This is a genomic window from Marinobacterium nitratireducens (assembly GCF_014645375.1).
GTDB lineage: Bacteria > Pseudomonadota > Gammaproteobacteria > Pseudomonadales > Balneatricaceae > Marinobacterium_A > Marinobacterium_A nitratireducens.
Genome location: NZ_BMLT01000006.1, coordinates 259725 through 283567, shown reverse-complemented (window position 1 = coordinate 283567; position 23843 = coordinate 259725). Strand labels below are relative to the sequence as shown.

The 23843-nt window shown below is 61.0% G+C and carries 16 protein-coding genes and 1 other RNA gene; 2 read left to right on the top strand and 15 right to left on the bottom strand.

Features of this window, described 5'->3' with window-relative positions; genetic code table 11:
• Window positions 1-383: 383 nt before the first annotated feature.
• The 10 genes from IEX85_RS13600 to IEX85_RS13555 all read right to left on the bottom strand — a co-directional run bounded on the left by IEX85_RS13600 (window position 384) and on the right by IEX85_RS13555 (window position 14003).
• Complete coding sequence (locus IEX85_RS13600) at window positions 384-2126, bottom strand: acyl-CoA dehydrogenase family protein (protein ID WP_188861154.1); 1743 nt, start codon at window positions 2124-2126, stop codon at window positions 384-386.
• A gap of 92 nt (window positions 2127-2218) precedes the next feature.
• Window positions 2219-4081 (bottom strand): feruloyl-CoA synthase, encoded by a 1863-nt coding sequence (locus IEX85_RS13595; RefSeq protein ID WP_229721914.1) that lies wholly within the window; start codon window positions 4079-4081, stop codon window positions 2219-2221.
• A gap of 108 nt (window positions 4082-4189) precedes the next feature.
• Entirely contained in the window at window positions 4190-5638 is a 1449-nt protein-coding gene (locus tag IEX85_RS13590; protein WP_188861153.1) for an aldehyde dehydrogenase, read from the bottom strand.
• Between the two features lie 92 nt (window positions 5639-5730).
• Window positions 5731-5805, bottom strand: a non-coding RNA gene (locus tag IEX85_RS13585) — sX9 sRNA.
• Window positions 5806-5875: 70 nt separating this feature from the next.
• Entirely contained in the window at window positions 5876-6706 is an 831-nt protein-coding gene (locus tag IEX85_RS13580; RefSeq protein ID WP_188861152.1) for a p-hydroxycinnamoyl CoA hydratase/lyase, read from the bottom strand.
• A gap of 605 nt (window positions 6707-7311) precedes the next feature.
• A complete protein-coding gene (locus tag IEX85_RS13575) occupies window positions 7312-7776 on the bottom strand; it encodes a DUF3237 domain-containing protein (RefSeq protein ID WP_229721913.1) in 465 nt (154 codons plus the stop codon).
• Window positions 7777-7781: 5 nt separating this feature from the next.
• Window positions 7782-9104, bottom strand: coding sequence for a sulfatase family protein (locus IEX85_RS13570; protein ID WP_188861151.1), 1323 nt, complete (start codon window positions 9102-9104; stop codon window positions 7782-7784).
• Window positions 9101-11044 (bottom strand): TRAP transporter permease, encoded by a 1944-nt coding sequence (locus IEX85_RS13565; protein WP_188861150.1) that lies wholly within the window; start codon window positions 11042-11044, stop codon window positions 9101-9103. Before IEX85_RS13565 ends, IEX85_RS13570 begins: the two co-directional genes overlap by 4 nt.
• Window positions 11045-11121: 77 nt before the next feature.
• A complete protein-coding gene (locus IEX85_RS13560) occupies window positions 11122-12108 on the bottom strand; it encodes a TAXI family TRAP transporter solute-binding subunit (protein ID WP_188861149.1) in 987 nt (328 codons plus the stop codon).
• A gap of 569 nt (window positions 12109-12677) precedes the next feature.
• A complete protein-coding gene (locus IEX85_RS13555) occupies window positions 12678-14003 on the bottom strand; it encodes a porin (RefSeq protein WP_188861148.1) in 1326 nt (441 codons plus the stop codon).
• Window positions 14004-14618: 615 nt separating this feature from the next.
• On the opposite strand from IEX85_RS13555, the gene IEX85_RS13550 reads away from it, so the two are divergent.
• On the top strand, window positions 14619-15560 hold the full coding sequence (locus IEX85_RS13550) for a LysR family transcriptional regulator (protein ID WP_188861147.1): 942 nt from the start codon (window positions 14619-14621) through the stop codon (window positions 15558-15560).
• A 105-nt stretch (window positions 15561-15665) separates the two neighbouring features.
• Here the strand turns inward: IEX85_RS13550 and ilvD are convergent, their stop codons facing one another.
• On the bottom strand, window positions 15666-17507 hold the full coding sequence (gene ilvD / locus IEX85_RS13545; protein WP_188861146.1) for a dihydroxy-acid dehydratase: 1842 nt from the start codon (window positions 17505-17507) through the stop codon (window positions 15666-15668).
• A gap of 185 nt (window positions 17508-17692) precedes the next feature.
• On the opposite strand from ilvD, the gene IEX85_RS13540 reads away from it, so the two are divergent.
• On the top strand, window positions 17693-18454 hold the full coding sequence (locus tag IEX85_RS13540; RefSeq protein ID WP_188861145.1) for a Crp/Fnr family transcriptional regulator: 762 nt from the start codon (window positions 17693-17695) through the stop codon (window positions 18452-18454).
• Window positions 18455-18612: 158 nt separating this feature from the next.
• Here IEX85_RS13540 and IEX85_RS13535 read toward each other — a convergent pair whose 3' ends face one another.
• The 4 genes from IEX85_RS13535 to IEX85_RS13520 form a co-directional block, all read right to left on the bottom strand.
• Window positions 18613-19206 carry a 3-hydroxyanthranilate 3,4-dioxygenase gene (locus IEX85_RS13535; protein WP_188861144.1) on the bottom strand — a complete coding sequence of 198 codons (594 nt, stop codon included), beginning with the start codon at window positions 19204-19206 and terminating at the stop codon, window positions 18613-18615.
• A 70-nt stretch (window positions 19207-19276) separates the two neighbouring features.
• The gene (locus IEX85_RS13530) at window positions 19277-20884 is read right to left on the bottom strand and encodes a sulfatase family protein (protein WP_188861143.1); all 1608 of its coding nucleotides are present in this window, start codon (window positions 20882-20884) and stop codon (window positions 19277-19279) included.
• A 4-nt stretch (window positions 20885-20888) separates the two neighbouring features.
• Window positions 20889-22820: a TRAP transporter permease gene (locus IEX85_RS13525; protein WP_188861142.1), complete on the bottom strand. Its 1932-nt coding sequence runs from the start codon at window positions 22818-22820 to the stop codon at window positions 20889-20891.
• A gap of 30 nt (window positions 22821-22850) precedes the next feature.
• Window positions 22851-23810, bottom strand: coding sequence for a TAXI family TRAP transporter solute-binding subunit (locus IEX85_RS13520; protein WP_188861141.1), 960 nt, complete (start codon window positions 23808-23810; stop codon window positions 22851-22853).
• Window positions 23811-23843: the final 33 nt, after the last annotated feature.

The window sequence follows — 23843 nt, the reverse complement described above, 5'->3', positions numbered from 1 at the left end:
CTTAATGAACGGGATGGCCACCAGACGGAGTGCCGCCCGGATCAAGGGATTCGTAGGATGGGTGAAGCGACGCCCTGGTACGTCATTTCCGCCCCTGATGGAGTAGTAGGATGGGTGGAGCCGCAATGACACCCAAGATGCCGGTACATCTCGATGTTCGATGCGGCGTAACCCATCAACCGCTTCCCTATTATCGCCGAGGATGTGCTGAAACCACATGATGGGTTGCACGGCGCATTTCGCGCAAAGAGGCAGGCAAACGCGGTGCACTGCGCCGTTCCACCCATCCTACTTTCAAAACCCGCATTAGCGGGCTTCTGCCATCAGATTCGGATGGGTAACTGATAGAGGGAATGGCCGCCCGGGGCGGGCGGCCAGGGTGATCAGACAAACGGCAGCGGCGCTTGCGCCGCCCGAATCATATCGGCCCGGTGGCGATACTCGGGCAGTACGTAGTCGAAAAAGAACGCCGCCGTCTGCCGCTTCTGGCGATGGAAGTCATCGTCACGGCCCTCCGCCACCCGGGCACTTCTCGCCCAGGCATAGGCCATCAGCAACAGCGCCAGCAGGCGCAGGAAGTTGCCGGCAGCACGGAACGGATACTCGCTGTCCTGGCTATCCAGCAACAGCCCGACAGCCTCTTCCACCGTATCGCACACGGCACTCAGTTGCCGGGCGAATCTGGGTCTGTCGGCGGTGGCGAGTTCGGCTTCCTGCCGCACCAGCGCCAGCAGGTCCCTCAAGCCCTCGCCACCGTCCGCCATCACCTTGCGCAGCAGCAGATCGTTGGCCTGAACCTCGTTGGTGCCCTCGTAAATCATCACGATGCGGCTGTCACGCAGCGTCTGCTCGATGCCGCACTCCTGCATATAGCCGTAACCGCCGAACACCTGCAGGGCATTGCTGCTCAGGCGAAAGCCCTGCTCGCTGAAAAACGCCTTGATCACCGGTGTCAGCAGCGCCACCCGCCGCCGCAGACCAGCCGCTTCCTCCTCCCCGACCTGATGCAGCGTATCGAGCATGTGCCCGGTCCAGTAGCCCAGCGCGCGCATGCCTTCGGTGCAGGCCCGAAGCTCGAGCAGGCTGTGCCTGACCGGCGCGTGATAGCCGATTGGATCGACCGCTGCGGCAGCCACGCCCTGGGGCCTCGAGGCCGCTCTCATCTGCCGCCGCTCGGCGGCGTACCCGGTGGCGAGCTGGAGCGCCTTTTCGGCGTGACCGAGTCCCTGCAGCCCCACGTGCAGCCGCGCCGAGTTCATCATTACGAACATCGCCTTGAGGCCCGCGTGCGGTTCGCCCAGCAGCCAGCCCGTGGCGCCCTCGAACGACAGACTGCAGGTGGCGCTGCCGCGAATACCCATCTTGTGCTCGATGCCGGTACAGTAGACCTCATTGCGCTCGCGACCGCCCTCCCGGTCCAGCCATTTCGGCACCAGGAACAGCGACAGACCACGCGGCCCCGGCGGCGCCTCGGGCAGACGTGCCAGCACCAGGTGCAGGATGTCGTCGGTCATGTCCTGCTCGCCGCCGGAGATGAAGATCTTGTTGCCGCGGAGACGGCAGGAACCGTCCGGCTGCGGTTCCGCCTTGGTGCGGATAAGGCCGATATCGGTACCCGCCTGTGGCTCGGTCAGACACATCGTCGGCAGCGCCTCGCCGGAGACGATTTCGGGCAGATAGCGCTCGCGGATCCAGGCCGGCGCCGATTCGCTCAGGCACTCGTAGGCACCCTGGGCAATGCCGGGGTACATCGCCCAGGCATGATTGGCGGATGCCAGCATCTCGAGCATCGCCACGTTCAGCAGCTGCGGCAACCCCTGACCGCCATCCTCTTCGGCGCAGCACAGCGAGGGCCAGCCGCCCTCGACGAAGAGACGATAACTCTCCGGAAATCCGGCAGGCGTCGACACCACGCCGTTATCGAACCGGCAACCCTGCTGATCGCCGCTCGCGTTCAACGGTGCCAGCTCATGCTGTGCAAACTTTGCGGCTTCCACCAGCACCTGGGCCGCCAGCTCCGCGTCCAGCGCCGAGTGGGCCTCCCAGCCGGCCCAGTCATCGGGCGCTGCGAGCCACTCTTCGATAACAAACTGCATATCCCGCAGCGGTGGAGTGTAATTCGACACTTGGACTCTCCGATCCCCTGTTACTCACAAAAACGCCGCCGGCTCTGACGGATCCCGGCAGCGACGGCGGCGTTGGTCGGCATCAACCGACGTCAGCCGGCGAAGACGATATCGCTGTCCCGACCTTCGTAGAGCGCATCGACCCGATCCGCGCGATGTTTCAGCACCGCACTCTGGTTGATGGAGCCCTTGTCGGTCACTTCACCGAGATCGAGCGACGGCGGCTCTGCCTGCAGGCAGGCGCGATCGATGCGGTTGGAGCTGCCCGAGGCCTCTTCGTTGAGCTGCCCCAGCAGCCCCTGCAGCCACTCGCGCACCGCCGGCGCCGCGATGACCTCCGAAGGCGTTGCGCCTGAAGGCAGCCCCGCCAGGTCGCGACAGGCCCGCAGATCGGGAAAAACCATCAGCCCAAGACGGTCGCGATCGGGCGCCGTGACGACGACATCCTGCACATAGGGTGCGCCCTTCAGGATGGCCCGGGTCCGCAGCGGCCCGACGCTGACGAATACGCCCGAGGAAAGCTTGAAGTCCTCCGCGATACGGCCGTCGAACATCAGCCCCTTGTGCGGCTGTTCCGGGTCCATGAACCGCAGGGCGTCGCCGGTACAGTAGTAGCCGTCCTCGTCGAAAGCCTGCTGCGTCAGCTCCTCCGAACGCCAGTAGCCCGGCATCACGTGCGGACCGCGAAAGCGCGCCTCGAGCTTGCCATTGACCGGGGTCAGCTTGACCTCGCAGCCGGGCGCCGGCAATCCGACATAACCGGCAAGCGAGCAGACCGGCCCCGTGGTAAAGGTGCACGAGGGCGCCGTTTCGGTCATGCCGAGCCCCGCCATCATGCGGATACGCTCGCCGCAATGCGCCTCGGCAATCCGATCCAGCCGGTTCCAGACCGGCTGGGACAGCGCCGCGCCGGCGAAGAAGAACAGCTTCATGCGCTTGAAAAAGCGCTCACGCAGCTGCGCGTCGGCTTCGAGGGCATTGGCAAGCTCTTCCCAGCCTTTCGGCACCGTAAGGTAAGCCGTCGGCGAAATCTCACGCAGGTTTTGCAGCGTCTGTTCGAACAGCTGCGGCGTCGGCTTGCCGTCGTCGATATAGAGCGTGCCGCCGTTATAGAGCGCGATACCGACGTTGTGACTGCCGCCGAAGGTATGGTTCCAGGGCAGCCAGTCGACCAGCACCGGCGGTTCCTCGCCGAACACCGGGAAGGTCTGCAGCAGCATCTGCTGATTGGCGCACAGCATGCGCTGGGTCGTCGTCACCGCCTTGGGCAGCTTGGTCGAGCCGCTGGTGAAGAGAAACTTGGCGATGGTATCGGGACCTGTAGCGGCGTAGGCGCGATCGGCATCGCTGCAGTCTTCCGGCGCCAGCAGGCTGTCGAAAGAAAGCGCTTCGCGGTCCGGCAGGCTGCCTTCGGTAACGACCACCGGCGTATCGGCCGGTACCACCGCGATGATGGCACGGGCAAATCGCTCGCCGCTGGCGGCAAATACCAGCCCCGGACGAATCAGGTTGACGATATGCTCGAGCTTGGTGAAATCCTGGGCGATCAGCGAGTACGGCGGGGATACCGGCGAATGGGGCACGCCCGCGTACATGGCGCCAAGCGCCATTTGCAGATGCTCCAGGTCATTGCCGGACAGAATCAGCAGCGGCCTGTCCTGGGACAGATTCAGCCCGACCAGGCTCTGGGCGATCTTGCGCACCCGCGCCAGCATGTCGCGATAGCTGATGCGCTGCCAGTCGCCGTCGCCCCTGCGCTGGGCGACGAAGGTCTGCTCGGGCCGAACCTCAGCCCAGTGCTGCAGCCGCTCGAGCAGACGCTCCGGATAGGCTGCGAGCGCCTCCCTGGGGGACAGGTAGAAAGTGCCGTCCTCCTGACGCATTTCCACATCCGGATGACCGATCGAGACCGGCCGATAAACGATCCCCGGGGGTATCTGGGTCGAAATATTCACTGCAACGACTCCCTGACTTGTCCAACGGCGTCCGCACCTCGGTTTACCCGGTAAGGGCGCGGCGCCGTTATTATTGTTGTGGCGTATAGAACTCGGATCGGCTGGAGATCAAATTGGATAATGGCGCGGCGTATTCTGGATGGTGATCCAGCGCAGCTGGGTGAAGTGCTCGATCGACGCCTTGGCGCCGAAGCTGCCGTAGCCGCTGGACTTCACACCGCCGAACGGCATCTGTGCTTCGTCGTGGACCGTCGGGCCGTTGATATGGCAGATACCGGATTCGATGCGCTGTGCAATCCCCATGGCGCGGGAGACATCGCGACTGAACACCGCGGCCGACAGGCCGAACTCGGAATCGTTGGCCGTCTCCACCAGGGCATCGTCACCCTCGGCGCGAATCACCACCGCCACCGGGCCGAACGACTCCTCGTAGTAGAGCTTCATCTCCGGGGTCACGTTGTCGAGCAGCGTGGCCTGCATGATACTGCCGTCCAGCTGTCCGCCGGTCACCAGGCGCGCGCCCTTGCTTAACGCGTCCTCCACCAGCGCCTTGATACGCTCGCCGGCCGAGGCGTCCACCAGCGAACCGAGCACCGAAGCGTCGTCGTTCGGATCACCCGCGAGCAGGGTCCGGGCCTTGGCCGCCAGCTTCTCGACGAAGGCGTCGGCGACGCGGTTGTCGACGACCAGGCGCTCGGTCGACATGCAGATCTGTCCCTGGTTGAAGTAGGCGCCAAAGGCCGCCGCCTCAACCGCCGCATCCAGATCGGCGTCGTCCAGCACCAGCAGCGGCGCCTTGCCGCCGAGCTCCAGCAGCGCAGGCTTGAGGTGCCGCGCAGACAGCTCGCCGACGATACGTCCGACCTTGGTGGAGCCGGTGAAATTGACGCGGCGCACCGCAGGATTCGCGATCAGCGCCTCGACGATGGCCGGAGCGTCTTCCGGAGCGTTGGTGACGACATTGACGACACCGTCGCCGAGCCCCGCCTCCTGCAGCACCTGGCCGATCAGACTGTGGGTCTGCGGGCTCAGCTCGGAAGCCTTGAGCACCACGGTGTTACCGCACGCCAGCGGCATCGCGATGGCACGGGTACCGAGAATGACCGGCGCGTTCCAGGGCGCGATACCGAGCACCACGCCGCAGGGCTGGCGCAGCGCCATGGCAAAGCTGCCGGGCACGTCGGACGGAATGACCTCACCGTTGATCTGGGTGGTCATGGACGCCGCCTCGCGCAGCATGCCCGCCGCCAGATGTACGTTGAAGCCGTACCAGTTGGCCGCAGCCCCGGTCTCGCTGGCCGCCGCCATGAAGGCTTCCGCCTTCGATTCCATCAGGTCCGCACACTTGAGCAGACGACGGCGACGCTCGTTTGGCGCCAGCCCAGACCATTCCGGGAAGGCCGCCTGAGCCGCCGCCACCGCCGCATTGGCATCCGCGACGGATGCGGCGGCAACCCGGGACACCACGTCGCCGGTCAGCGGGCTTACACGGTCGAAGGTGCGACCGTCAGAAGCGGCAACGGTCTTGCCGCCAATCAGCAAAGGTACGTCGAACATGGGATTTACTCGCTTATTCTGATTATTAGACCTGCGACCACAGGCGGCAGCCGGTTGTCCGGACCCGCCGCCCTGAGTCCTTTCATACGGGCACCTCGAAAACCGTAGCGAGCGGCGTAGAGGCAAGGCGCACGGAGCACAGGAACCGCAATGTATGGGTTATACATGAGGATTCCGAGCACCGTGCAACGCAGCATATGAGTCGCGCAGTAGGTTTTTCGAGGTGCCCATACAGTATTAGCGCTTGTAAGCCTGTAACCCGGGCTTGATCGACTTCTCGTCGAGGAACTGCGCCATGCCTTTCTCGCGGCCGCCTTCCTTGTCCAGCAGGCGCGACTGATCCAGCTTGGCGTACAGGTAGTCCTCGTTCTGCTCCCAGGTCAGCTCGCGGCAGCGCTTGAAGCCGTTCTTCGCGGCACGCAGTACCACCGGGTTCTTGTCCAGCAGATTGGCGGCCAGCTCGATGGTGGCCTCGCGCAGCTGCTCCAGCGGCACGCTTTCGTTGACCAGTCCCATCTCCGCGGCCTTGCTACCGTCGAAGGTCTTGCCGGTCATGATGTAGTAAAGCGCCTGACGATGACCGACGGTGTCCGCCATGGCCTTGCTCACCAGGTTGCCCGGAGGAATGCCCCAGTTGATTTCGGACAGGCCGAAGGTGGCCTCGTCGGCGCAGATCGCCAGGTCGCAGGCGACCAGCGGGCTGAAGCCGCCGCCGAAGCACCAGCCATTGACCATGGCGATAGTCGGCTTGGCGAACAGACGCAGGCGGCGCCACTGCCACTCGGACGCTTCGCGGCGAACCTTCTCCTGCAGGATCTCCGGGCCGGCATCGGTTTCACGGAAGTATTCCTTCAGGTCCATGCCCGCGGTCCAGGAATCGCCGGCGCCGGTCAGCACCACCACGCCGATCTCCGGATCCTGTTCGACCTCGTTCAGCACCTCGACCATCTCCCGGTTGAGCGTCGGGCTCATGGCGTTGCGCTTTTCCGGACGGTTCAGCGTGACCCAACCGATCCCTTCACTCACTTCGACCAGGACGGTCTCCCAGCGGTTTTCGTACTTGTTCATGTTCTGGTCCTCACTCGGCACTTGTTGTTCGACTTTGTGGTTCCAAGTTACTGCGGGCATTTAGTTATGTCAATTAACTATTTTGGTTTTTAACATATTTAATAATAATTTCTTTGATATCAGACACTTAAAATATATTAAAAATATTTTAGTTACTGTTATTAACTTATTTCGCAGGCGATGGCGGACCCCATCCAGCCCCGCGCGGTTCACCGAGAGGCCGCCTTCCCGGCGCAACCAGAGCGTAAAAAAGGGTTCTTTAACGAGCCGCCATGGGCACAAAGCTGAGGTTTCGAACAAATCCCAACGGTGGCGTAACCCATCAAAAATTGCGCGATCCACGGTTCAGCAACTGATTGCACCACTCTACTATGCAGCCTGCTCAACCCGGTCCGTGCCAACCGAAGCGAAGGCACCGACGGAGGCGGTGATGGGTTGCGCCCGCAGCTTCCTGCCATGCGGCAAGACACGACGGACGGCGGCTCCATCCATCCTGCCGATAAAGGTGTCCCACTTCAGCACGCCATAAAAAGGCCCCACCGGGGCGGGGCAATGCTGCTTCAATGCTCGATTGAAGGGTGAGTCAACTGGCTCTCGATGGACGCTCAACAGACCTCGAACAGCTCCAGCTCCACGGACTCGGGGCGCCGGATACCGGTACCGATGAACAGGCGCTCGCTGATCCACTTCAGGCTCGGCGATGCGGTTTCGAAGCTGGGGCTGCAGCGAAAGTAGATCAGCGACGGATCGACGCTCTCGCCGCGCACCAGGCGCGCGGTGGTTTCCGGGTCGGCCACCCGTATGGCCCGGTTATGCACGTAGATATAGTCGCCGCCGTCGGTCTCGATGGTGTAGCGGGCATCGAGCTCGGCCATTCGCGGCGTGACGATCAACTGGTAGTCGGCGCCACCCGGAAGCACGCGCCCTTCCCAGCCATCGCCGGCCACCTGGCCGCCGAGTATCGGTATCAGGCGTCGCTGCCCGTGGTGGGTGACACCCACCTCCTGCGGCTTGTCGACCAGAGCCGTCAGGCGGGCAAAGGGTTTAAGAAACGGAAAGTCATTCATCATGCAATTTACCTCTGTGGCATATCCTTGACCGAGTAACCCAGGCTGACGGTGGCGTCCTCCGGGATCTGCGGGATGGTGTCGTTCCAGGCCAGCCACTGCTCGCGCATCGCCTCCAGCCGCTCCGGTTCCCGCTTCGCGAGGTTTGCCCGCTCTCGCGCGTCAACCGTGACATTGAACAGGTACTCGTGGTCGTCGACCTTGAGGTACTTGTAGTCGCCGAGTCGCAGCGCGCGCTGGCCACGGTGGTTCATGCGCCAGTACATCGGCCGCTCGAACGACTCGATCTCGCCGCGCAGAACCGGCAGCAAGGAAACACCATCGACCGGGTACTCGGGGTTGATCTTGCCGCCGCCGGCTTCGAGCAGCGTGCGGGACCAGTCCATCGTCATGCAGTGCTGCAGGCTCACCGAGCCCGGCTTGACCACGCCCGGCCAGCGCACGATCCAGGGCACCCGGATACCGCCTTCGGTCAGATCCATCTTGCCGCCCACCAGCGGCCAGCTGTCGGAGAAACGCTCACCGCCGTTGTCGCTGGTGAACACGATCAGGGTGTCGTCGGCCAGGCCCTGCGCCTCCAGCGCCGCCATCAGCTGACCGATTCCCTCGTCCATATGGTGAATCATGCGACGATAGGTGTGGATATTGCCGCCATCGAGGTGAAACAGGCTGCTCTTGGAGATCTCGCCGGCAAGCTCGCCATCGTCCCGCGTTTCCCAGGGCCAGTGCGGCGCCGTGTAATGCAGGCTGAGGAAGAACGGCGTGCCTTCGCGCGCCGCCGCCGCGCGACGGTTGACGAACTCGACCGCGCGCTCGGACAAGAGATCGGTCAGGTAGCCGATCTCCTCGTGCTCCTCCTCGTTGATCCAGAGGTCGTGATCACCGCGGCCGCTCTGGTGAGTGAAGTAATCGACGCCGCCGGCCATAATGCCGTAGAACTCGTCGTAGCCGGAGGCACGGGGGCCGAAGTGCGGCGGGTAACCCAGGTGCCACTTGCCGATCAGACCGGTGTAGTAGCCGGCCTTCTTCAGTTGCGACGGCAGGGTCGGAATATGGGGCGGCAGACCCAGGGTGCTGCTGCCCTTGCTGCGGCTGTTGATCGGCTCCTCCAGCGCGCCCCGCAGGCGATACTGGTAGGCCATGGTCATCAGCGCGAAGCGTGTCGGCGAGCAGACCGGCGAGTTGGCGTAGCCCTCCTGGAACATCATGCCCTCTTCCGCCAGCCGGTCGATATTGGGCGACACCCGGCCGAACTGGGCTTCGCGACCGCCGTAACAGCCCAGATCGGCGTAGCCCAGGTCGTCGGCGACGATATAGATAATGTTTGTCATTGCTGAAATACCTTCGAATACACGGTTTTGCTTTGCGTCCAGTAGTGCCCGAGGCAGAGCACCGCTGCCAGCGCAAAGCCAGCCAGATCCCAGCCCGCATCGGGCACGAACAGCAGGAAGGTCGCGCCAAGGCGCAGCGCGATTTCGAACGGGCGCAGTTTCGTCCGATCGAAGCCGGTCAGTGCCGTGGCCAGCAGGTAGATCCCCAGTGCGAGCTTGACGATCAGCCAGAGCCAGGGCATCAGCTCGAACGCGGCGCCGGCCTGCTCGACGATCAGCAGCAGCGGGTTGTAGGCGAAAATAAAGGGAATGATGAAGATCATGATCCCGACCTTGGAGGCCTGCACCGAGGTCGCGATCGGTCGCCCGCCCGAGATACTGGCCGCGGCGTAGGCCGCGATGGCCACCGGCGGCGTGATCGCCGAGGCGACCGCGATCAGAAACACGAACAGGTGCGCGGTCAGCGGCTCGAGACCGAGCTGCTGCATGGCCGGAATGGCGATGGTCGCCACCGTGACGTAGGCCGGCAGCGTCGGCATGCCCATACCCAGGATGATGCAGCAGGCCGCCGCCGCGATCAGAGAGAGCATCAGCGAATCGGTCACCATGCTGCTCAGCAGCGTGCCGAACTTCACCGGCACGCCCGTCACCGACAGCGCGGAGATGACGATACTGACCGCCGCAATCGCCATCAGCAGCTGGGCGAAGGTGCTGCCACCGTCGCAGAGGCACTTCAGCAGCCGGGCCGGCTGCGCACGGACCGCCGGATTGATCAGGCTGAGCGGGAACAACAGCGCCAGCGCCGAGATGGAGGCACCGGACGGCGACAGCCCGGCAACCAACAGCGTGACGATCAGCGCCAGCGGCAGGAAGATCAGCAGCAGGTTGAGATAGTCCTGCCGGGTCGGACGGTCGAGATCGGACTCGGTAGCGGTCGTCGCCTTGATCCCCAGACGGCGGGTTTCGAACAGAATCATCGCGAACAGGCTGCAATAGTAGGCGATCGACGGCACCAGGATGGCGACGATCACGGTCAGGTAGCTGACCCCGACGAAGTCGGCCATGACCAGGGCGGCAGCGCCCATGATCGGCGGCATGATCTGCCCACCGGTGGATGCCGCCGCTTCCACGGCACCTGCGAAGTTGGACGTAAAACCCCTGCGCTTGATCATCGGGATGGTAACGACACCGGTGCCGACCACGTTACCCACAGCGCTGCCCGACACGGTACCGAACAGCGCCGAGGACAGCACGGCGGCATGGGCCGGCCCGCCGGCGGCACGGCGCATCCAGGAAAAGGCGATGCGGATCATCGAATCGCCGGCGCCGACGCCCTCAAGCACCGCGCCCAGGATAATGAACGGAAACACGGTGGTGATCACCACCGAAAAGGTGCTGCCGAGAATGCCGGCATCCAGGCTGTAGAGCAGATTCTGCGCCAGGGTCTCCTCGACGCTGCCGCTGACGGTTTTGAGCGGGCCGGGCCATAGGTGACCGGTCGCCATGTATGCAATACCGAAGATCCCGAGCAGCGCCACCGGTGCGCCCCAGATACGCCAGCAGAAAAACAGCGCGCCGGCGGACGCCAGCAGCGCAATCCACATTTCGTGCGAGCCGAACAGGAACATCGACTCGTCCAGCATGATGCTGACATCGTAGAACGACCAGCAGGACCAGATCAGACCGACGCTCAGCAGGCCGCCGACCAGCATCACCCAGGTCGGCTGACGTTTTTCGCCAGCGCTCAGAAACCCGAGCAGCACCACCAGCACGCAGAGCGCGAAGAAGGTCGCCCGAAAGAAGATCATCGGGAAAGGTCCGAGGCGAAAATCACCGATTGCCGGCATCACATTCGCCAGACCATACAGACTCACCAGCAGGCTCAGTGCAGAGGTGAGCCAGAACAGGGGTTTACGCGCGACCGAAGAACAGAAAGACATTGCAACCTCCAGAACGACGGCGCACCGGGCGCCGCCTGGGAAGGGAGTGGTCATCAGAACCGGGACCGGATCGGCACCTAGTTGACCGTCAGTGACTCAGGTACTTCGATGCCCGCCTCGCGGTAGTAGCGCAGGGCGCCCGGGTGCAGCGGCGCGTTGACACCGGCGAGAGGATTGGCGCTCGGCAACTCCTGCAGCAGTGCATTGCCGTCTGCCAGCGCCTGGCGGTTCTCCATATAGGACTTGGTCAGCTCGTAGGCGAGCTCGTCGGACAGGTCTTTCTTCACCGCCAGCATCAGTACCGCCTGCCAGCCGATGACATCAGCCTCGTTCTGCTGACCGGGATAGGTATGGGCGGGAATCGTCCGCTGTACCAGGCCCAACCCCGCCGGCGGCTCGGCATTTTCAGGCTTCACCGACAGCAGCCGTATATCGCGGCTCAGACTCAGTTCCGACAGCGCCTGGGAGCCAAGCCCGTAGGTCGACACCAGCACGTCGAACTGGCCATCCTGGAAGTTCTGCGCCGCTGCGCCCCAGGGCGCCTTGACGGCCTCGTACTGCCCTTCGCTCAAACCGCCGGCCTTGACGATGGAGGTAATCTGCTCGTTGGCGCTGCCGGCCGGCGGGCCGATGAAGATCCGTTTGCCCTCGGCATCGGCCCAGGACCTGATACCGGAGTCATTCCAGACGATGGCGTGGTAGACGCTGGCGGGAATACTGAACAGCGAACGCACGTTCTGAGCCAGCGCCGCGCCCTTGTCGCCCATCCCCGCGTACGGTGCCCGACCGCCGACGAGGGCGCTGTAGGCATTGGGGGGAACGACCGCGGAGTCCAGTGCTCCCTGGGTCATTTTCAGCAGCGATTTGGTCAGGGTCTGGTTCATCGACAACTGCACATCGACCCCATCCTGCGCCCAGAAGCTGGCCATGGTCTGGGGCACGATGCCCGCCACGCTGCTGGGCGCGACGGTTTCCATGCTGATCTGCTCGGCGTTGACGGTTGCGGCGACGCTGACCGCCATAAAGCACAGACTGCGGCGCAGCCACTTTGCGGGGTTGTTCATATCATCTCCAACTTGTTTTATTTGTTATGGACATTAACTAAATTACCGGCCCCGTCCGGCACTGTAAAATAGAGAAATCGACCGCCAATCCTTCAAAAATGTATAGATGCGCTCAACAACCCGCCCGCCCCTTCCCTATGCTGAACTCGCCGCCAGGGTTCTCGGGAAAAGCCGAAAAAACGATTTTTTATCAGAGCCTTATGGCTCAGTCTCGGGATAAGCCCGGGCAGAACCCTGCGTCACGGACGCTTGGCCCACAAACATGACCAAAAAATTAATATTGTTAACCATTTAGGGTATTTCGGCATGACTGAAGCCGGCACGACTCATCAGGCTCGACAGCACAGACGGCATTGCCAGCCACTGCTGCGGCCAGATTTCTTCGGTCCGCCTGGCATGACCCGGGTTGCGCTGGACACGCCGTCTACCGGACGCCTGCAACCCATGATGGCGTTTTGTTCATCCTGCGGATGCCGAACCTTCCGACCCGCAAAAACACAATAAAAAGCCGGCCCCGATAGGGCCGGCCAAAGGAAGGGTATGTCGCGCCCGCAGGCGCAGGCTTCACATCAGTGAACGAAAGTCTTGAAGCGGTAGCTCAGGTTCAGGCCCACTTCAGTGGCCTCTTCACCACGGTCATTTTCGGCATACAGCACGCCACCACCGAGCGTCAGGCCCTTGGCCAGACGGTAGTTGGCGCCAAGGCTGTAACCTTTGTTGCCGCCACCGCCGAGCTGCACGGTCGCCGCAGGATTGTAGCTGTCCCAGGCCTCGACGTAGTTGACGCCCACCGTCCACTTGCCTTTGCTCCAGTCGAAGCCGACGTGCACCTGTTCGTCATCCACATGAATATCGGCCTTGTCGTTGTTGTAGTCCTCGTAGGCGTAGTAGACGCTGCCGCTGACCGTTGCGCCGGACTCGAGCTGCTTGCCGACCTTGAAGCCGACGTCGGTGTTCTCCTGCAGCATGTCGTCGTTGATCACATGCACCGAGGTATGAATGATACCGGCACTCAGTGCATAGCCGGCCGAGGTTTTGCCGTTCCACTGCAGCGCCAGTTCGTACTCGTCGTCCTTGAGCCCGAGATCGCTCCAGCTGTCCTGCTCGTCCGGAATGCTGCCGCGGACGCCGTCATAACCGGCGTAGGTATCCTGCAGGTTGATGGATGCACCGACGGTGAAGCCATTCCACACCGGCGACTCGTAGCCGATCTTGATGGCGTCGGAGGTATCGCGGGACGTGGAGCGCCAGTCGCCGCCCACGATGCCGTTGGGCCAGTCCCAGTTGTAGGGATCGCCTCCCTCACGAATGGTGCCGCCCGCGAACGGCAGGTTGCCCCACCAGGGAATAATGCCGGTAAAGGCGCCGTGACCGACGGCAATGCCCACCCGTCCCGACTGCTTGGGTTTCATGCGATCCGCCGCGCCGTCGTCTTCACCGAGGTAGAAGTTGCCGTAGCGGTCGCTTTTCAGCTCGATCGAGAGTTCGTCGATCTGGTCGTCATCGAGCCAGGCATCGTCCAGCTGAATCGCCGTGTGCAGCTTCCACTGGAAGCCGCCATGGTTAGCCGTATCGAACACGTAGGTCGGGTCGACCGTGGTGGACGCGGTGTAGTAGTACGGCAGGCCGCTGTCGATATTGTCCTTGTCCGACGTGACGTCGGCCGAGTAATCCACCGATGAAAAACCGGCGTGCACCCCGAACCCGAGTTCGAGACCCAAACCCTCTTCCTGGGGGGCTTTCTGCAATCCGGCCGCGGCGACCTGTCCGGAGGCCAGCGCCAGCAGCACGGCGCCGGCCAGAGCGGACTTCTCGACCACCAGCCTCTTGCCGCCAAAAACCGCTGCCTTTGCAGCAGAGGAACCACGAGCTTCCCAAGCAAGACGATTACGCATTATGTTTCCTTATATTTAGAGTTTATTATTGAAATCAAGAAACTCCGCGCAGGGGTATATGCACGGACTTTTCTGTTGGTGCCGCGAATCAAATATAAAACTATTTTTTCAGCATCATGTCATTCAAAAAAGGCCGATCAACCATCCACAGGAATTGCTTAAAATCCCACCGAATATGTAATCTGACTTTCCCTGTAATGACCACAGGACTTTACCTGAAGATGCCTTCCAGAAGTTTCGCCTATCCTAATCCCATGAGCCGGAAACCCTGAAAATCCGTGGAACAGCAGACATGAACGATCCGGTACGGGCACTACATCGCGTGCTAAAGCCTTCGAGAGCACTGCTCTTTCCAGAGCCATTTGGTCTTGACTGAACGGGGAATAATTCGTCGCTTCAGCCTCTCCGGATACGATTCGAAACGAACCGGGCCAGCTTCATCTTTTGACGCGATAACGGCTAACGGAAAAGCAGACAAAACTGCACACCGCCAACGGACCTTGAGATAATTCATGGGGTCTCCGCTGATTATTGTTTTTATATCTGAGCTACAATTTACGGAGTACCATCCCTGTTGTAAAATGCTAAAACAGCTTCCCAATATTACAAAAATGTATGGATCCCCGACATCTCGTTTATCTCGCGGTCATCCTGGACAAGGGATCGATCACCTCGGCCGCCAAACATCTGCTGGTTGCCCAGCCGACGCTCACGCGCATCATGGCTACGCTCGAGATGCAGGCCGGCACCCAGCTCTTCTCGCGCAGCCGCTTCGGGGTCAGGAGTACGCCGATGGGCGAAGCGCTGGCGCGCGAGGGGCGCGCCATCATGCGCAATATGGATCTGGCGCAAGAGCAGGTTTCCCGCTACCGCACCGGCATGAACCAGGAACTGCGAGTGGCCATCGGCCCCATGATCGGCATGGCGATCATCCCCGAACTGGTCGATCGACTGACCCTGGAGCACCCCAGGATGGCCATCACCGTCACTTCGTCCTCCCCGACTACCGCACTGGACGCGCTGCTGGACGATCTCAACGATGTTGTCATCGCACCGGCTCCGCATGAACGGATGCTGGCCGGGATACATCGTGAACTGCTGGTGGAGGACGAACTGGGGATCTTCTGCAGCGCCAATCACCCTCTGGCGAAGAAGGAAAGCCTCGCCATCGACGACTTCGAATCGGCCAAGTGGCTGAGCGTGGGACTTGCCGGCCCGTTCGAAGAGCAGTTCATCAAGATGCTGACATCCGAGGGGATAAAGAAGATCAAGACTCAGACGGTGTTCAAGAACGATGCGGTCATGATGATCAACCTGCTGGCCCGGGGGCATCACCTGGCGGTATTGCCCCGCTTCCCGACAAGAGCCATCACCCGTCCCGACACCATCACAGAACTGGATCTGGGATCCGCCCGGCCCACCGAGCGCAATATCTATCTGTGGACGAGCGAGAAAGTGATCGACAGCGAAGCCTACGGTCACTTCAAGCAAGAGCTGAATACGGTCTTCGGACAACTGCTTGGGCAGCAGCTGAAGCCGCCCATGCTGCCGGAATAGGCTCCAGGGAACGGCGGAGAACGAAAAAACCGGTCAGGGCCGGTTTTTGTTTTTCAGAGAATTCGGGGCGCCTTGGCTCAAGCCAAGGCGCCCCGTTCATCGCAATCAGAGATCGCGGTAGCCGCCGCGGTCGGCACTGGTGGCGAAGGCCGCGTAGGCTTTCAGCGCCTTGGTGACCACACGGGTACGCTCGCCCTTGGGCTGCCAGGCCAGCTCTGCCGGCTGGTCATTCATCGCCGCGCGACGCTCGGCCAGCTCTTCATCGCTCAGCAGCACATTGATGCGGCGCTCCGGAATATCGATTTCGATCAGGTCGCCGTCCTGCACCAGCGCCAGGTTGCCCTGGTTGGCGGCTTCCGGCGACACGTGACCGATCGAAAGACCGGCGGAGGCACCGGAATAACGGCCGTCGGTGATCAGCGCGCAGCTGTCGTCCAGCTCCTGAGCCTTGAGGGACATGGTGGGCTTGAGCATTTCCTGCATGCCCGGGCCGCCCTTGGGTCCTTCGTAGCGAATGATCAAAGCGGTACCGGGCTCGATCTCGCCGTTGTCGATGGCCTTGAGTGCCGTCTCCTGCTGATCGAACACCCGGGCCTTGCCGTTGAACCTGTACATGTGTTCGTAAACGGCGCCGGTTTTGACGATGCAGCCGTTCTCGGCCAGGTTGCCGAACAGCACCGCCAGACCGCCCTCCTTGCTGTAGGGATGATCGATGCTGCGGATGCAGCCGTTCTCGCGGTCCATGTCCAGCGAGTTCCAGCGTGCCTCCTGGCTATACGGCTTGATGGTGCGCTTGCCGCCGGGTGCTGCGCGGAAAAACTCCAGTACTTCGGGGTCGCGGCTGCGCAGGTAGTCCCATTTTTCCAGCACTTCGCCGAGATTCTTGCCGGCGACGCTGCTGACACTGGTGTCGATCAGGCCGGCACGCTCCAGCTCGCCGACGATACCCATGATGCCACCGGCGCGGTGCACGTCTTCCATGTAGTAGTTCTTGGTTGCCGGCGACACCTTGCACAGATGCGGAACCTGGCGCGACAGACGATCGATGTCGGCCATGGTGAAGTCGACCTCACCTTCCTGGGCCATGGCCAGCAGGTGCAGGATGGTGTTGGTCGAGCCGCCCATGGCGATATCCACCTTCATGGCGTTCTCGAACGCCGTGCGGGTGGCGATGTTGCGCGGCAACACCGAGTCGTCCTCTTCCAGGTAGTAGCGCTTGGCCATATCGACGATGCGCTGCGCGGCGTCCCGGAACAGCAGCTTGCGGTCGGCGTGGGTGGCCAGCATGGAGCCGTTGCCCGGCAGCGCCAGACCCAGCGCCTCGGCCAGGCAGTTCATGGAGTTGGCGGTAAACATGCCGGAACAGGAACCGCAGGTCGGGCAGGCGTGGTTCTCGATCTCCTCGGCCTGGCCGGCCATGTAGTTCTCGTTGAAGGCGGCGATGTAGGTGTCGATCGGGTCGACGCGCTGAATCTGGTTCTGTTTCTCCAGACGACCGGCCTCCATCGGACCACCGGACACGTAGATCACAGGGATATTGAGGCGCAGACCGGCCATCAGCATCCCCGGGGTGATCTTGTCGCAGTTGGACAGGCAGATAATGGCGTCGACGCAGTGGGCGTTGGCCATGTACTCGATGCTGTCGGCGATGATTTCGCGGCTTGGCAGGCTGTAGAGCATGCCGTCATGACCCATGGCGATACCGTCGTCGATGGCGATGGTATTGAACTCGCGGGGGATGCCGCCGGCTTCCCAGATCGCGTCGCTGACCAGGCGGCCCACGTCCTGCAGATGCACGTGGCCCGGCACGAACTCGGTAAAGGAGTTGGCGATGGCGATGATCGGCTTGCCGAAATCCTCTTTCTTCACACCGGCGGCCTGCCACAGGGAGCGGGCGGCGGAAGCGGTCTTGCCTTTGGTAACCTGGTCGGAACGAAACGGTCGCATGTTATTCTGTCCTCTCGACGCTGTAGTGCTTATCAACTGACGACAGTATCCACGGCGGCGAACTGTCGGTCTGCAACCTAGGTGACAAAGCGAAAAAAGATGTCCGCCCCGGCGCAGACCGCGGCCGTGGCCTGGATGGGCCCGGCGGTATAGGATGCTAACGTTTCAGGAAGTAATGTCAGTTAATGGCAAAGATCCCGCCGGAGAGCCGCACCGCAATGCACAAGATCCCCTACATGCACAACTGGATCGATCGCCTACCCCAGGCATGCCGGGACGCCGTGCTGCGTCAGATGAAGCCGCGGCGTTACGCCGAGGGCGAAACCATCTACTCGGTCGGCGAGGCCGCCGAAGGGCTGTACCTGATCGACTCCGGCCGAGTGCGTATCAGCAACTACACCCAGTCGGGCAAGGAAATCCGCATGGCCGAGTTTCACGACGGCGAGTGCTTCGGCGAAATGAGCCTGATCGACGGCCTGCCGCGCCTCAACAATGCCTACGCCTCGACCGAAACCCTGCTGATGACGCTGAACCGGCAGGCCTTCGACGCGCTTTACGACGAATACGCCGAGATTGCCCGCGAGTTCAATCTCTATTTCAGCCTGCGCCTGCGCGCCCTCTACGCCAGCGCCGAAGACGCCACTGCGCTGCCGCTGAAAGAGCGCCTTGTCCGGCTGCTGGTGCGCATGGCCCACAGCCGGGGCGTCGAGACCGACGGCATGCGCGTTATCGAAGAAGTCTCCCACGAAACCCTGTCCCACATGCTCGGCGCCACGCGCCAGGGCGTGAGCCGCGAACTCAAGGCACTGGAAAAGGAAGGACAGATCCAGATCCGCTACGGCAAGATTCTGATCACCGATATCGCCGCCCTCTCCAGCCGCTGCGATACGCTGCTCGGCAGCGAGCTGCTGGTCTCGGGCAAGCCGGACAGGGGCAGTTGTGAGTGAGCCGTAGCCCTTGGACTCTAATCAGCCGGGGAAAAAACGAGTCAACGACACCAAAAGACGCATTGGCTATTTGACTCGCTTCGCTCACCCTTTCAATGCCGCACTATTCTGATCGGCAACTGAGTTTTTCGACACTTGTGTATTGCAGCTGCCCCGCGTTACTCATGAGTCACCGACAATTGACTATCGACTGCGCTGTTGACAATGGCATCCGGACGAGCCGCCTTACCAGGATGTAGCACACCACAGTTGCCGCAGGTACGAAGCGACTCGTCGTTATAGAAACGCTCGAATAGCGGCGGCAGGTCCCTGACGATGCTTTCAAGTTGTACTTCCACGCGATGCACCCTGTGGTTGCATTCGAGACAATACCATTCGAAGGCGTCCAGGCTGCCCTCGGGCCTTTTCGGCTCGACGACCAGACCGACGCTTCCGGCAACAGGCCGCTGTGGCGAATGCTTGACATGAGCCGGCAGGAAGAAGATATCGCCTTCGCGAATAGTGATATCGCGCGGCGGCCGTCCCTCCTCTTCCATCACCCGCAGAACCATGTCGCCCTCCAGTTGATAGAAGAACTCCTCGACGGGGTCGTCATGATAGTCGGTACGCCAGTTTGGACCACCGACCACCGTAACCATAAGTTCGCCGTCGTCCCAAATCTGGGCATTATTGACGGGAGGCTTCAGCAGATCGCGGTGTTCTTCGATCCACTGCTGAAAATTGAACGGCTGCAAAAGATGTTTGGATGGCATGATGCTGTCTCCTGAAAGGGTTCGCGCCCCAGGTTCATATTTGGCCCAGTTTCGGGACCAACCTTGTTGTTCAAGCTTGTGCAATCGGCAAATTGCTACGATCGACAGACCGGATTTGCCCTCGCAAGAAACGCTCCATCAGCTCCGCTTTGATCACGGCATGCGCAGAATCGGACCATAGGTCGTTCTGCTCCAGCGGGTCCGTTTCAAGGTCATACAACTCGCCAAGCTCAGAGTCGTCGTAAAGCGTAATTCGCCAGCGGTCCGTGACCATCGAATGCACACGTATCGCGCGATCAAAGCCGAATACCGGCCTCTGCTGATCCTCCTGCACCAGGCTGTAACCGGGGCCATGGTCCACCAGCGTTTGGATTTCCGGCATTAGACTACGGCCCTGGATACCCTGATAGCCCGCCAGACCAGCCCGATCCAGGATCGTCGAAGCAATGTCGAGGCTGCCGCTGACGGCGCTGCACGCCTCGCCCCGATTACCGACATCAGGATCAGACCAGATGAAGGGCGTGCGTATCAGTCCCTGATAGTGCAAAGGCCCTTTCAGCAACAGGCCATGATCGCCGAGAAAGTCACCGTGATCCGAGGTGAAGACGAAGACCGTGTTATCAGCCAATCCCTTTTCTTCCAGCGCGCTCCGAATAGCCCCCACACTGTCATCGATCATCGCGGTCATGCCACAGGTCAGTGCCATCGCCTCACGAAGCTCCCGTTCAGTCACTTCGCAGGCAAACACGCTTTTCTCACGTTCACTGCCCAGGCCACGGTTTTCGTACACCCATTTCAACGCCTGGGGCGGCTGATCCGAGCGCCTGTCGAAGCCTTGCGGAATCGGCATATCATCGGGATCGAACATATCCCAGTAACGACCTGGCGGCGTGAAGGGATGATGGGGGTCCGGAAAGGACACCATCAGGAAAAACGGGCTGTCGGGAGCCTGCCGGAGATGCTCGTCAATATAAGCGATACTCTGGTCGGCAATATAGCGGGTTGGATACAGCTCCTCTGGCATCGCGGTGCGCCACGCCTGAGGACAGACGTAATCGTGCTCAAGGCCATTCTCCGGGCCGACCAGCGATTCAGCGTTATCGGCCTGCTGCTGCAGCCACTGTCGATAGTGGCCACCGACCTGGTCACCATGCCCGGTACAGAGCTTTACATGCTCGAATCCATAGAACGGCAGCTGCATTCGAATGTCGCAACCGTCCCAGAACCAGGGCTGCTCCTGATCGTAGTCGGCCGGTTCAGGGTGATAGGGCTTCAGAGCATCATGCAGCTCGGAACGCTGCGGCAACGCGCGACCTTCAGGCAACTCGCGTTTCTGGATCGGTGGCTGCCCGGTGAAGTTCTGCAGATGGCTTTTTCCTATCAACGCTGTTTTGTATCCACCGTCGCGCAGAACTTCCACAAAGGTGTTCGCCTGCAGGCTCAGAGGAATGCCATTGCTCCGCACGCCATGAACGGACGGCAGTCGTCCGGTCATGATCGTGGCGCGATTGGACATACAGGTGGGCGTCGCGACATAGAATTTGTCGAAACGCACGCCCTGCTGCGCCATCATGTCGATATTGGGGGTCTTGACGAACCCGTTGCCGTAACAGCCCAAATAGTCCGCGCGCTGCTGATCCGTAATGATAAAAATGAAATTGGGTCGTTGGTCGCTCATCGGGTTAACAACTCCTCAGACGAGATGGACGAAAAGCGATAAATCCATTCAGGATAAGTGGAGATGAAATCGCTAATGCTGATAACTGCCAATAAAAATCGGCAGGGCTCGCCAGAAGGAAAAGCAAAATACAGCCGACCATTCCAAACAGGCCCCTGGTAAAGCCGGATATCTTAGTGCGGCTGTAGCCGATAATCGCTGCTGAACAGAACCAGACGGCAACAACACTGAGAAGAGTACTTAGCAGGATCTCCGACCAGCTGCCTTCGAACAGTAGCGCCGGCGCCGCGACGAAAATGAATGGGATCACATAAGCTGTCCAACCCAAACAAACCGATTTCCACCCGGTTTTCATCGGCGGCTCGCCTGCGATGGTCGCCGCGGCAAAAGCCGCAATGGCCACAGGCGGCGTCAGCATCGACATCATACCGAAATAGAGCACGAACAGATGAGCGGCGACAGGGCTGACACCAACCTCCACCAACGCCGGCGCGACCAGCGTCGCCAAGAGTATATAGACACCAACCGTGGGCATACCCATCCCAAGAATGATGCAGACGATGGCTGACAAAAGAAGCAGTAATACGAGGTTGCCTTGGGCAAAATGCACAAGGGCCATGGTGATCCCGAAGCCGAGGCCCGATATATTCATTACTCCGATAATGATGCCCGCTGCAGCACCGATCATGATAATGTCAAGCACTGCACAACCGGACTTGAGCAGCGCGTCCAGCGTTCCCTGCAGACTCATCCGGCGTCCCTTGTAGCCCCAGCTCAGGCCTATCAGGATCAGGGACCCGGTGGCCAGAAGTGCCGCCAGACCTGCGTCCCAGTTGAGCCCAAACAGTGCCAGAATCAGCAATACGAACGGTATCAGGAACTGCCAGCCAGCTTTGAAAGTCGGTGCTGCTGGGGCCCTGTCTTCCTCCGGTACGGGAGCGATATTGTTCTTGGCGGCGAGCATGTCGACCTGCAGGAATAGCGCCAGATAATAAAGCAAGGAGGGAATCAGAGCCGCCATGACCACCTCCGAATATGGCACTTGCAGAAATTCCGCCATCAGGAACGCTGCCGCGCCCATCACCGGCGGCACCAACTGCCCGCCGGTCGAGGCGACCGCCTCGATCGCTGCGGCCGTACCGCCCGGATAACCACCTTTCTTCATCAGGGGTATGGTCAGCATGCCGGTAGACGTAACGTTGGACACCGCGCTGCCCGATATCGAGCCGAACAGCCCCGACGCCGTGACCGCAATCTTGGCGGAGCCACCGCGATACTTACCCATCAATGCGGTTGATATCTCGGTGAAGAAATCCGATCCGCCGGCGCTCTGCAACATCATACCCATCACGATAAACGGAATGACGACCGCCGTGGCAATGGTTAGCGGCATACCCAGAACGGAGTTGGAATCCAGCCCGAGATACACTGTGAGTTGATCGAAAGCGACCTCGCGCCCCTGCAGCTGGCCCGGTACCAGGTGACCAAGCAAACCGAACAGGGCGAAGCCGGCGGTGATGGCGGGCAGTATCCAGCCGGTGGTACGACGCAAGCCTTCCAGTACCAGCACCACGATAATCCCACCCAGAATCAGCGCATCGAGGTTTGCCTCGTAGATCTCATCTAGCAGCCGGGGATACTCGGCCGCTACATAAAGACCACACCCAAAACCCAGTAACGACAGAGCCAGGTCAATGATGGAGACCGAACGGTTCTCGGTTCGATTCCCGGTATACAGCAAAAACACTAACCCCAGCGCACAGCCCAGCATCGTCGCCAGAAATTGCTCCTGATAGATAGCGATGCCGAGCAGTTGCAGCAGATCGAGCGCCCAGGCCGCGGAACCGAATACCAGAGCCATACTCAGCACGGCAATCAGGGTCCTTGCCAACGGCTGCAACGCTCGGGGCCGCAGGGTCATCTTACTAGTGGACATATGGCTACTCCAAAGGAATGGATTGCACAGTTATTGCCAGGATCCCTGCTCCTTCAGATAGCGAATCGCCCCCGGGTGATAAGGCACCGGCAGTTCCCTTGCAACAGCACCGGGGTTGTAGCCCTCGAAGGCTCCGACCGCCGAGACCAGCGCCGGTTTGTTACTCGCCAGGGCCTTGGCGACCTGATAGACGAGCTCGTCGGGCGTCTCGACGCCGGTGATAAGCAGCAGATCCTGCGCAAGTACCCTGCTTGCCCCATCTATACCAACACGCGAGGGGTTGGGTTCGATGGTGTCGACGTAGGCACTGGGCACCAGTCGGTCAATTATCTTCTGAATGTCACTGCCGTTTTCCAGTTCGAGGAATTTCACCCCGCCGTTGATCGACGCGTTGGCTTGCGCAATAATGCCTGAGCCTATAGAGGCGATACTCGAGTCAACTTTGTCCGCCTGCAATGCTTCGACCCCGCGTGCAAAGTTTGGAACCGGCACTCCTGTGACATCGTCAAAGCTCAAGCCGGCAGACTCCAGATAGGCCTCGGTAAAGCGCAGCGTATTTTTCTGTTTGACAAGTTCGCTGGCCAGTCGATGCCCCTTGAGGTCCTGCAGCGAGCCGATACCGGAATCCCGCCGGACCGCCATCCCCAGGCGGATGGGATACAGCGCTGATACAACACGAATGTCCGGATTGGCTTTCTTGAAAATCTCTATTCCACGATAGCCATAGGTGGCCGCTACACTTGCTATCAGGCCAAATTCCATGCGACCAACATTGACGGATGGCACAATAACCGGCGGTCCTCCCTGCGGCACTACCCTGAAGTTGTCGCCTGTGGCTTCAGTCGCGACTTTTGCGATGGCTGCACCGCTGGCGTAGGCCAGGCTTCCCTGGGGAGGCGTACCGATACTGACGGTTTTGGCCGAAACGACGTTGCTGACCTGCCCGACAAATCCCGCGAAAAGCAAAGCTGCGAATAATTTATTTTTCATAATATGTAACTACCCTCTTTTTTTATTTCGCTG

Excerpts from the sequence above, each read along its gene's own strand:
- IEX85_RS13565 (WP_188861150.1), bottom strand. The coding sequence starts at position 11,044 with ATGTCTTTCTGTTCTTCGGTCGCGCGTAAACCCCTGTTCTGGCTCACC.
- IEX85_RS13550 (WP_188861147.1), top strand. The coding sequence starts at position 14,619 with ATGGATCCCCGACATCTCGTTTATCTCGCGGTCATCCTGGACAAGGGA.
- IEX85_RS13590 (WP_188861153.1), bottom strand. The coding sequence starts at position 5,638 with ATGTTCGACGTACCTTTGCTGATTGGCGGCAAGACCGTTGCCGCTTCT.
- IEX85_RS13535 (WP_188861144.1), bottom strand. The coding sequence starts at position 19,206 with ATGCCATCCAAACATCTTTTGCAGCCGTTCAATTTTCAGCAGTGGATC.
- IEX85_RS13520 (WP_188861141.1), bottom strand. The coding sequence starts at position 23,810 with ATGAAAAATAAATTATTCGCAGCTTTGCTTTTCGCGGGATTTGTCGGG.
- IEX85_RS13525 (WP_188861142.1), bottom strand. The coding sequence starts at position 22,820 with ATGTCCACTAGTAAGATGACCCTGCGGCCCCGAGCGTTGCAGCCGTTG.
- IEX85_RS13555 (WP_188861148.1), bottom strand. The coding sequence starts at position 14,003 with ATGCGTAATCGTCTTGCTTGGGAAGCTCGTGGTTCCTCTGCTGCAAAG.
- IEX85_RS13530 (WP_188861143.1), bottom strand. The coding sequence starts at position 20,884 with ATGAGCGACCAACGACCCAATTTCATTTTTATCATTACGGATCAGCAG.
- ilvD (WP_188861146.1), bottom strand. The coding sequence starts at position 17,507 with ATGCGACCGTTTCGTTCCGACCAGGTTACCAAAGGCAAGACCGCTTCC.
- IEX85_RS13580 (WP_188861152.1), bottom strand. The coding sequence starts at position 6,706 with ATGAACAAGTACGAAAACCGCTGGGAGACCGTCCTGGTCGAAGTGAGT.
- IEX85_RS13570 (WP_188861151.1), bottom strand. The coding sequence starts at position 9,104 with ATGACAAACATTATCTATATCGTCGCCGACGACCTGGGCTACGCCGAT.
- IEX85_RS13560 (WP_188861149.1), bottom strand. The coding sequence starts at position 12,108 with ATGAACAACCCCGCAAAGTGGCTGCGCCGCAGTCTGTGCTTTATGGCG.
- IEX85_RS13575 (WP_229721913.1), bottom strand. The coding sequence starts at position 7,776 with ATGATGAATGACTTTCCGTTTCTTAAACCCTTTGCCCGCCTGACGGCT.
- IEX85_RS13540 (WP_188861145.1), top strand. The coding sequence starts at position 17,693 with ATGGCAAAGATCCCGCCGGAGAGCCGCACCGCAATGCACAAGATCCCC.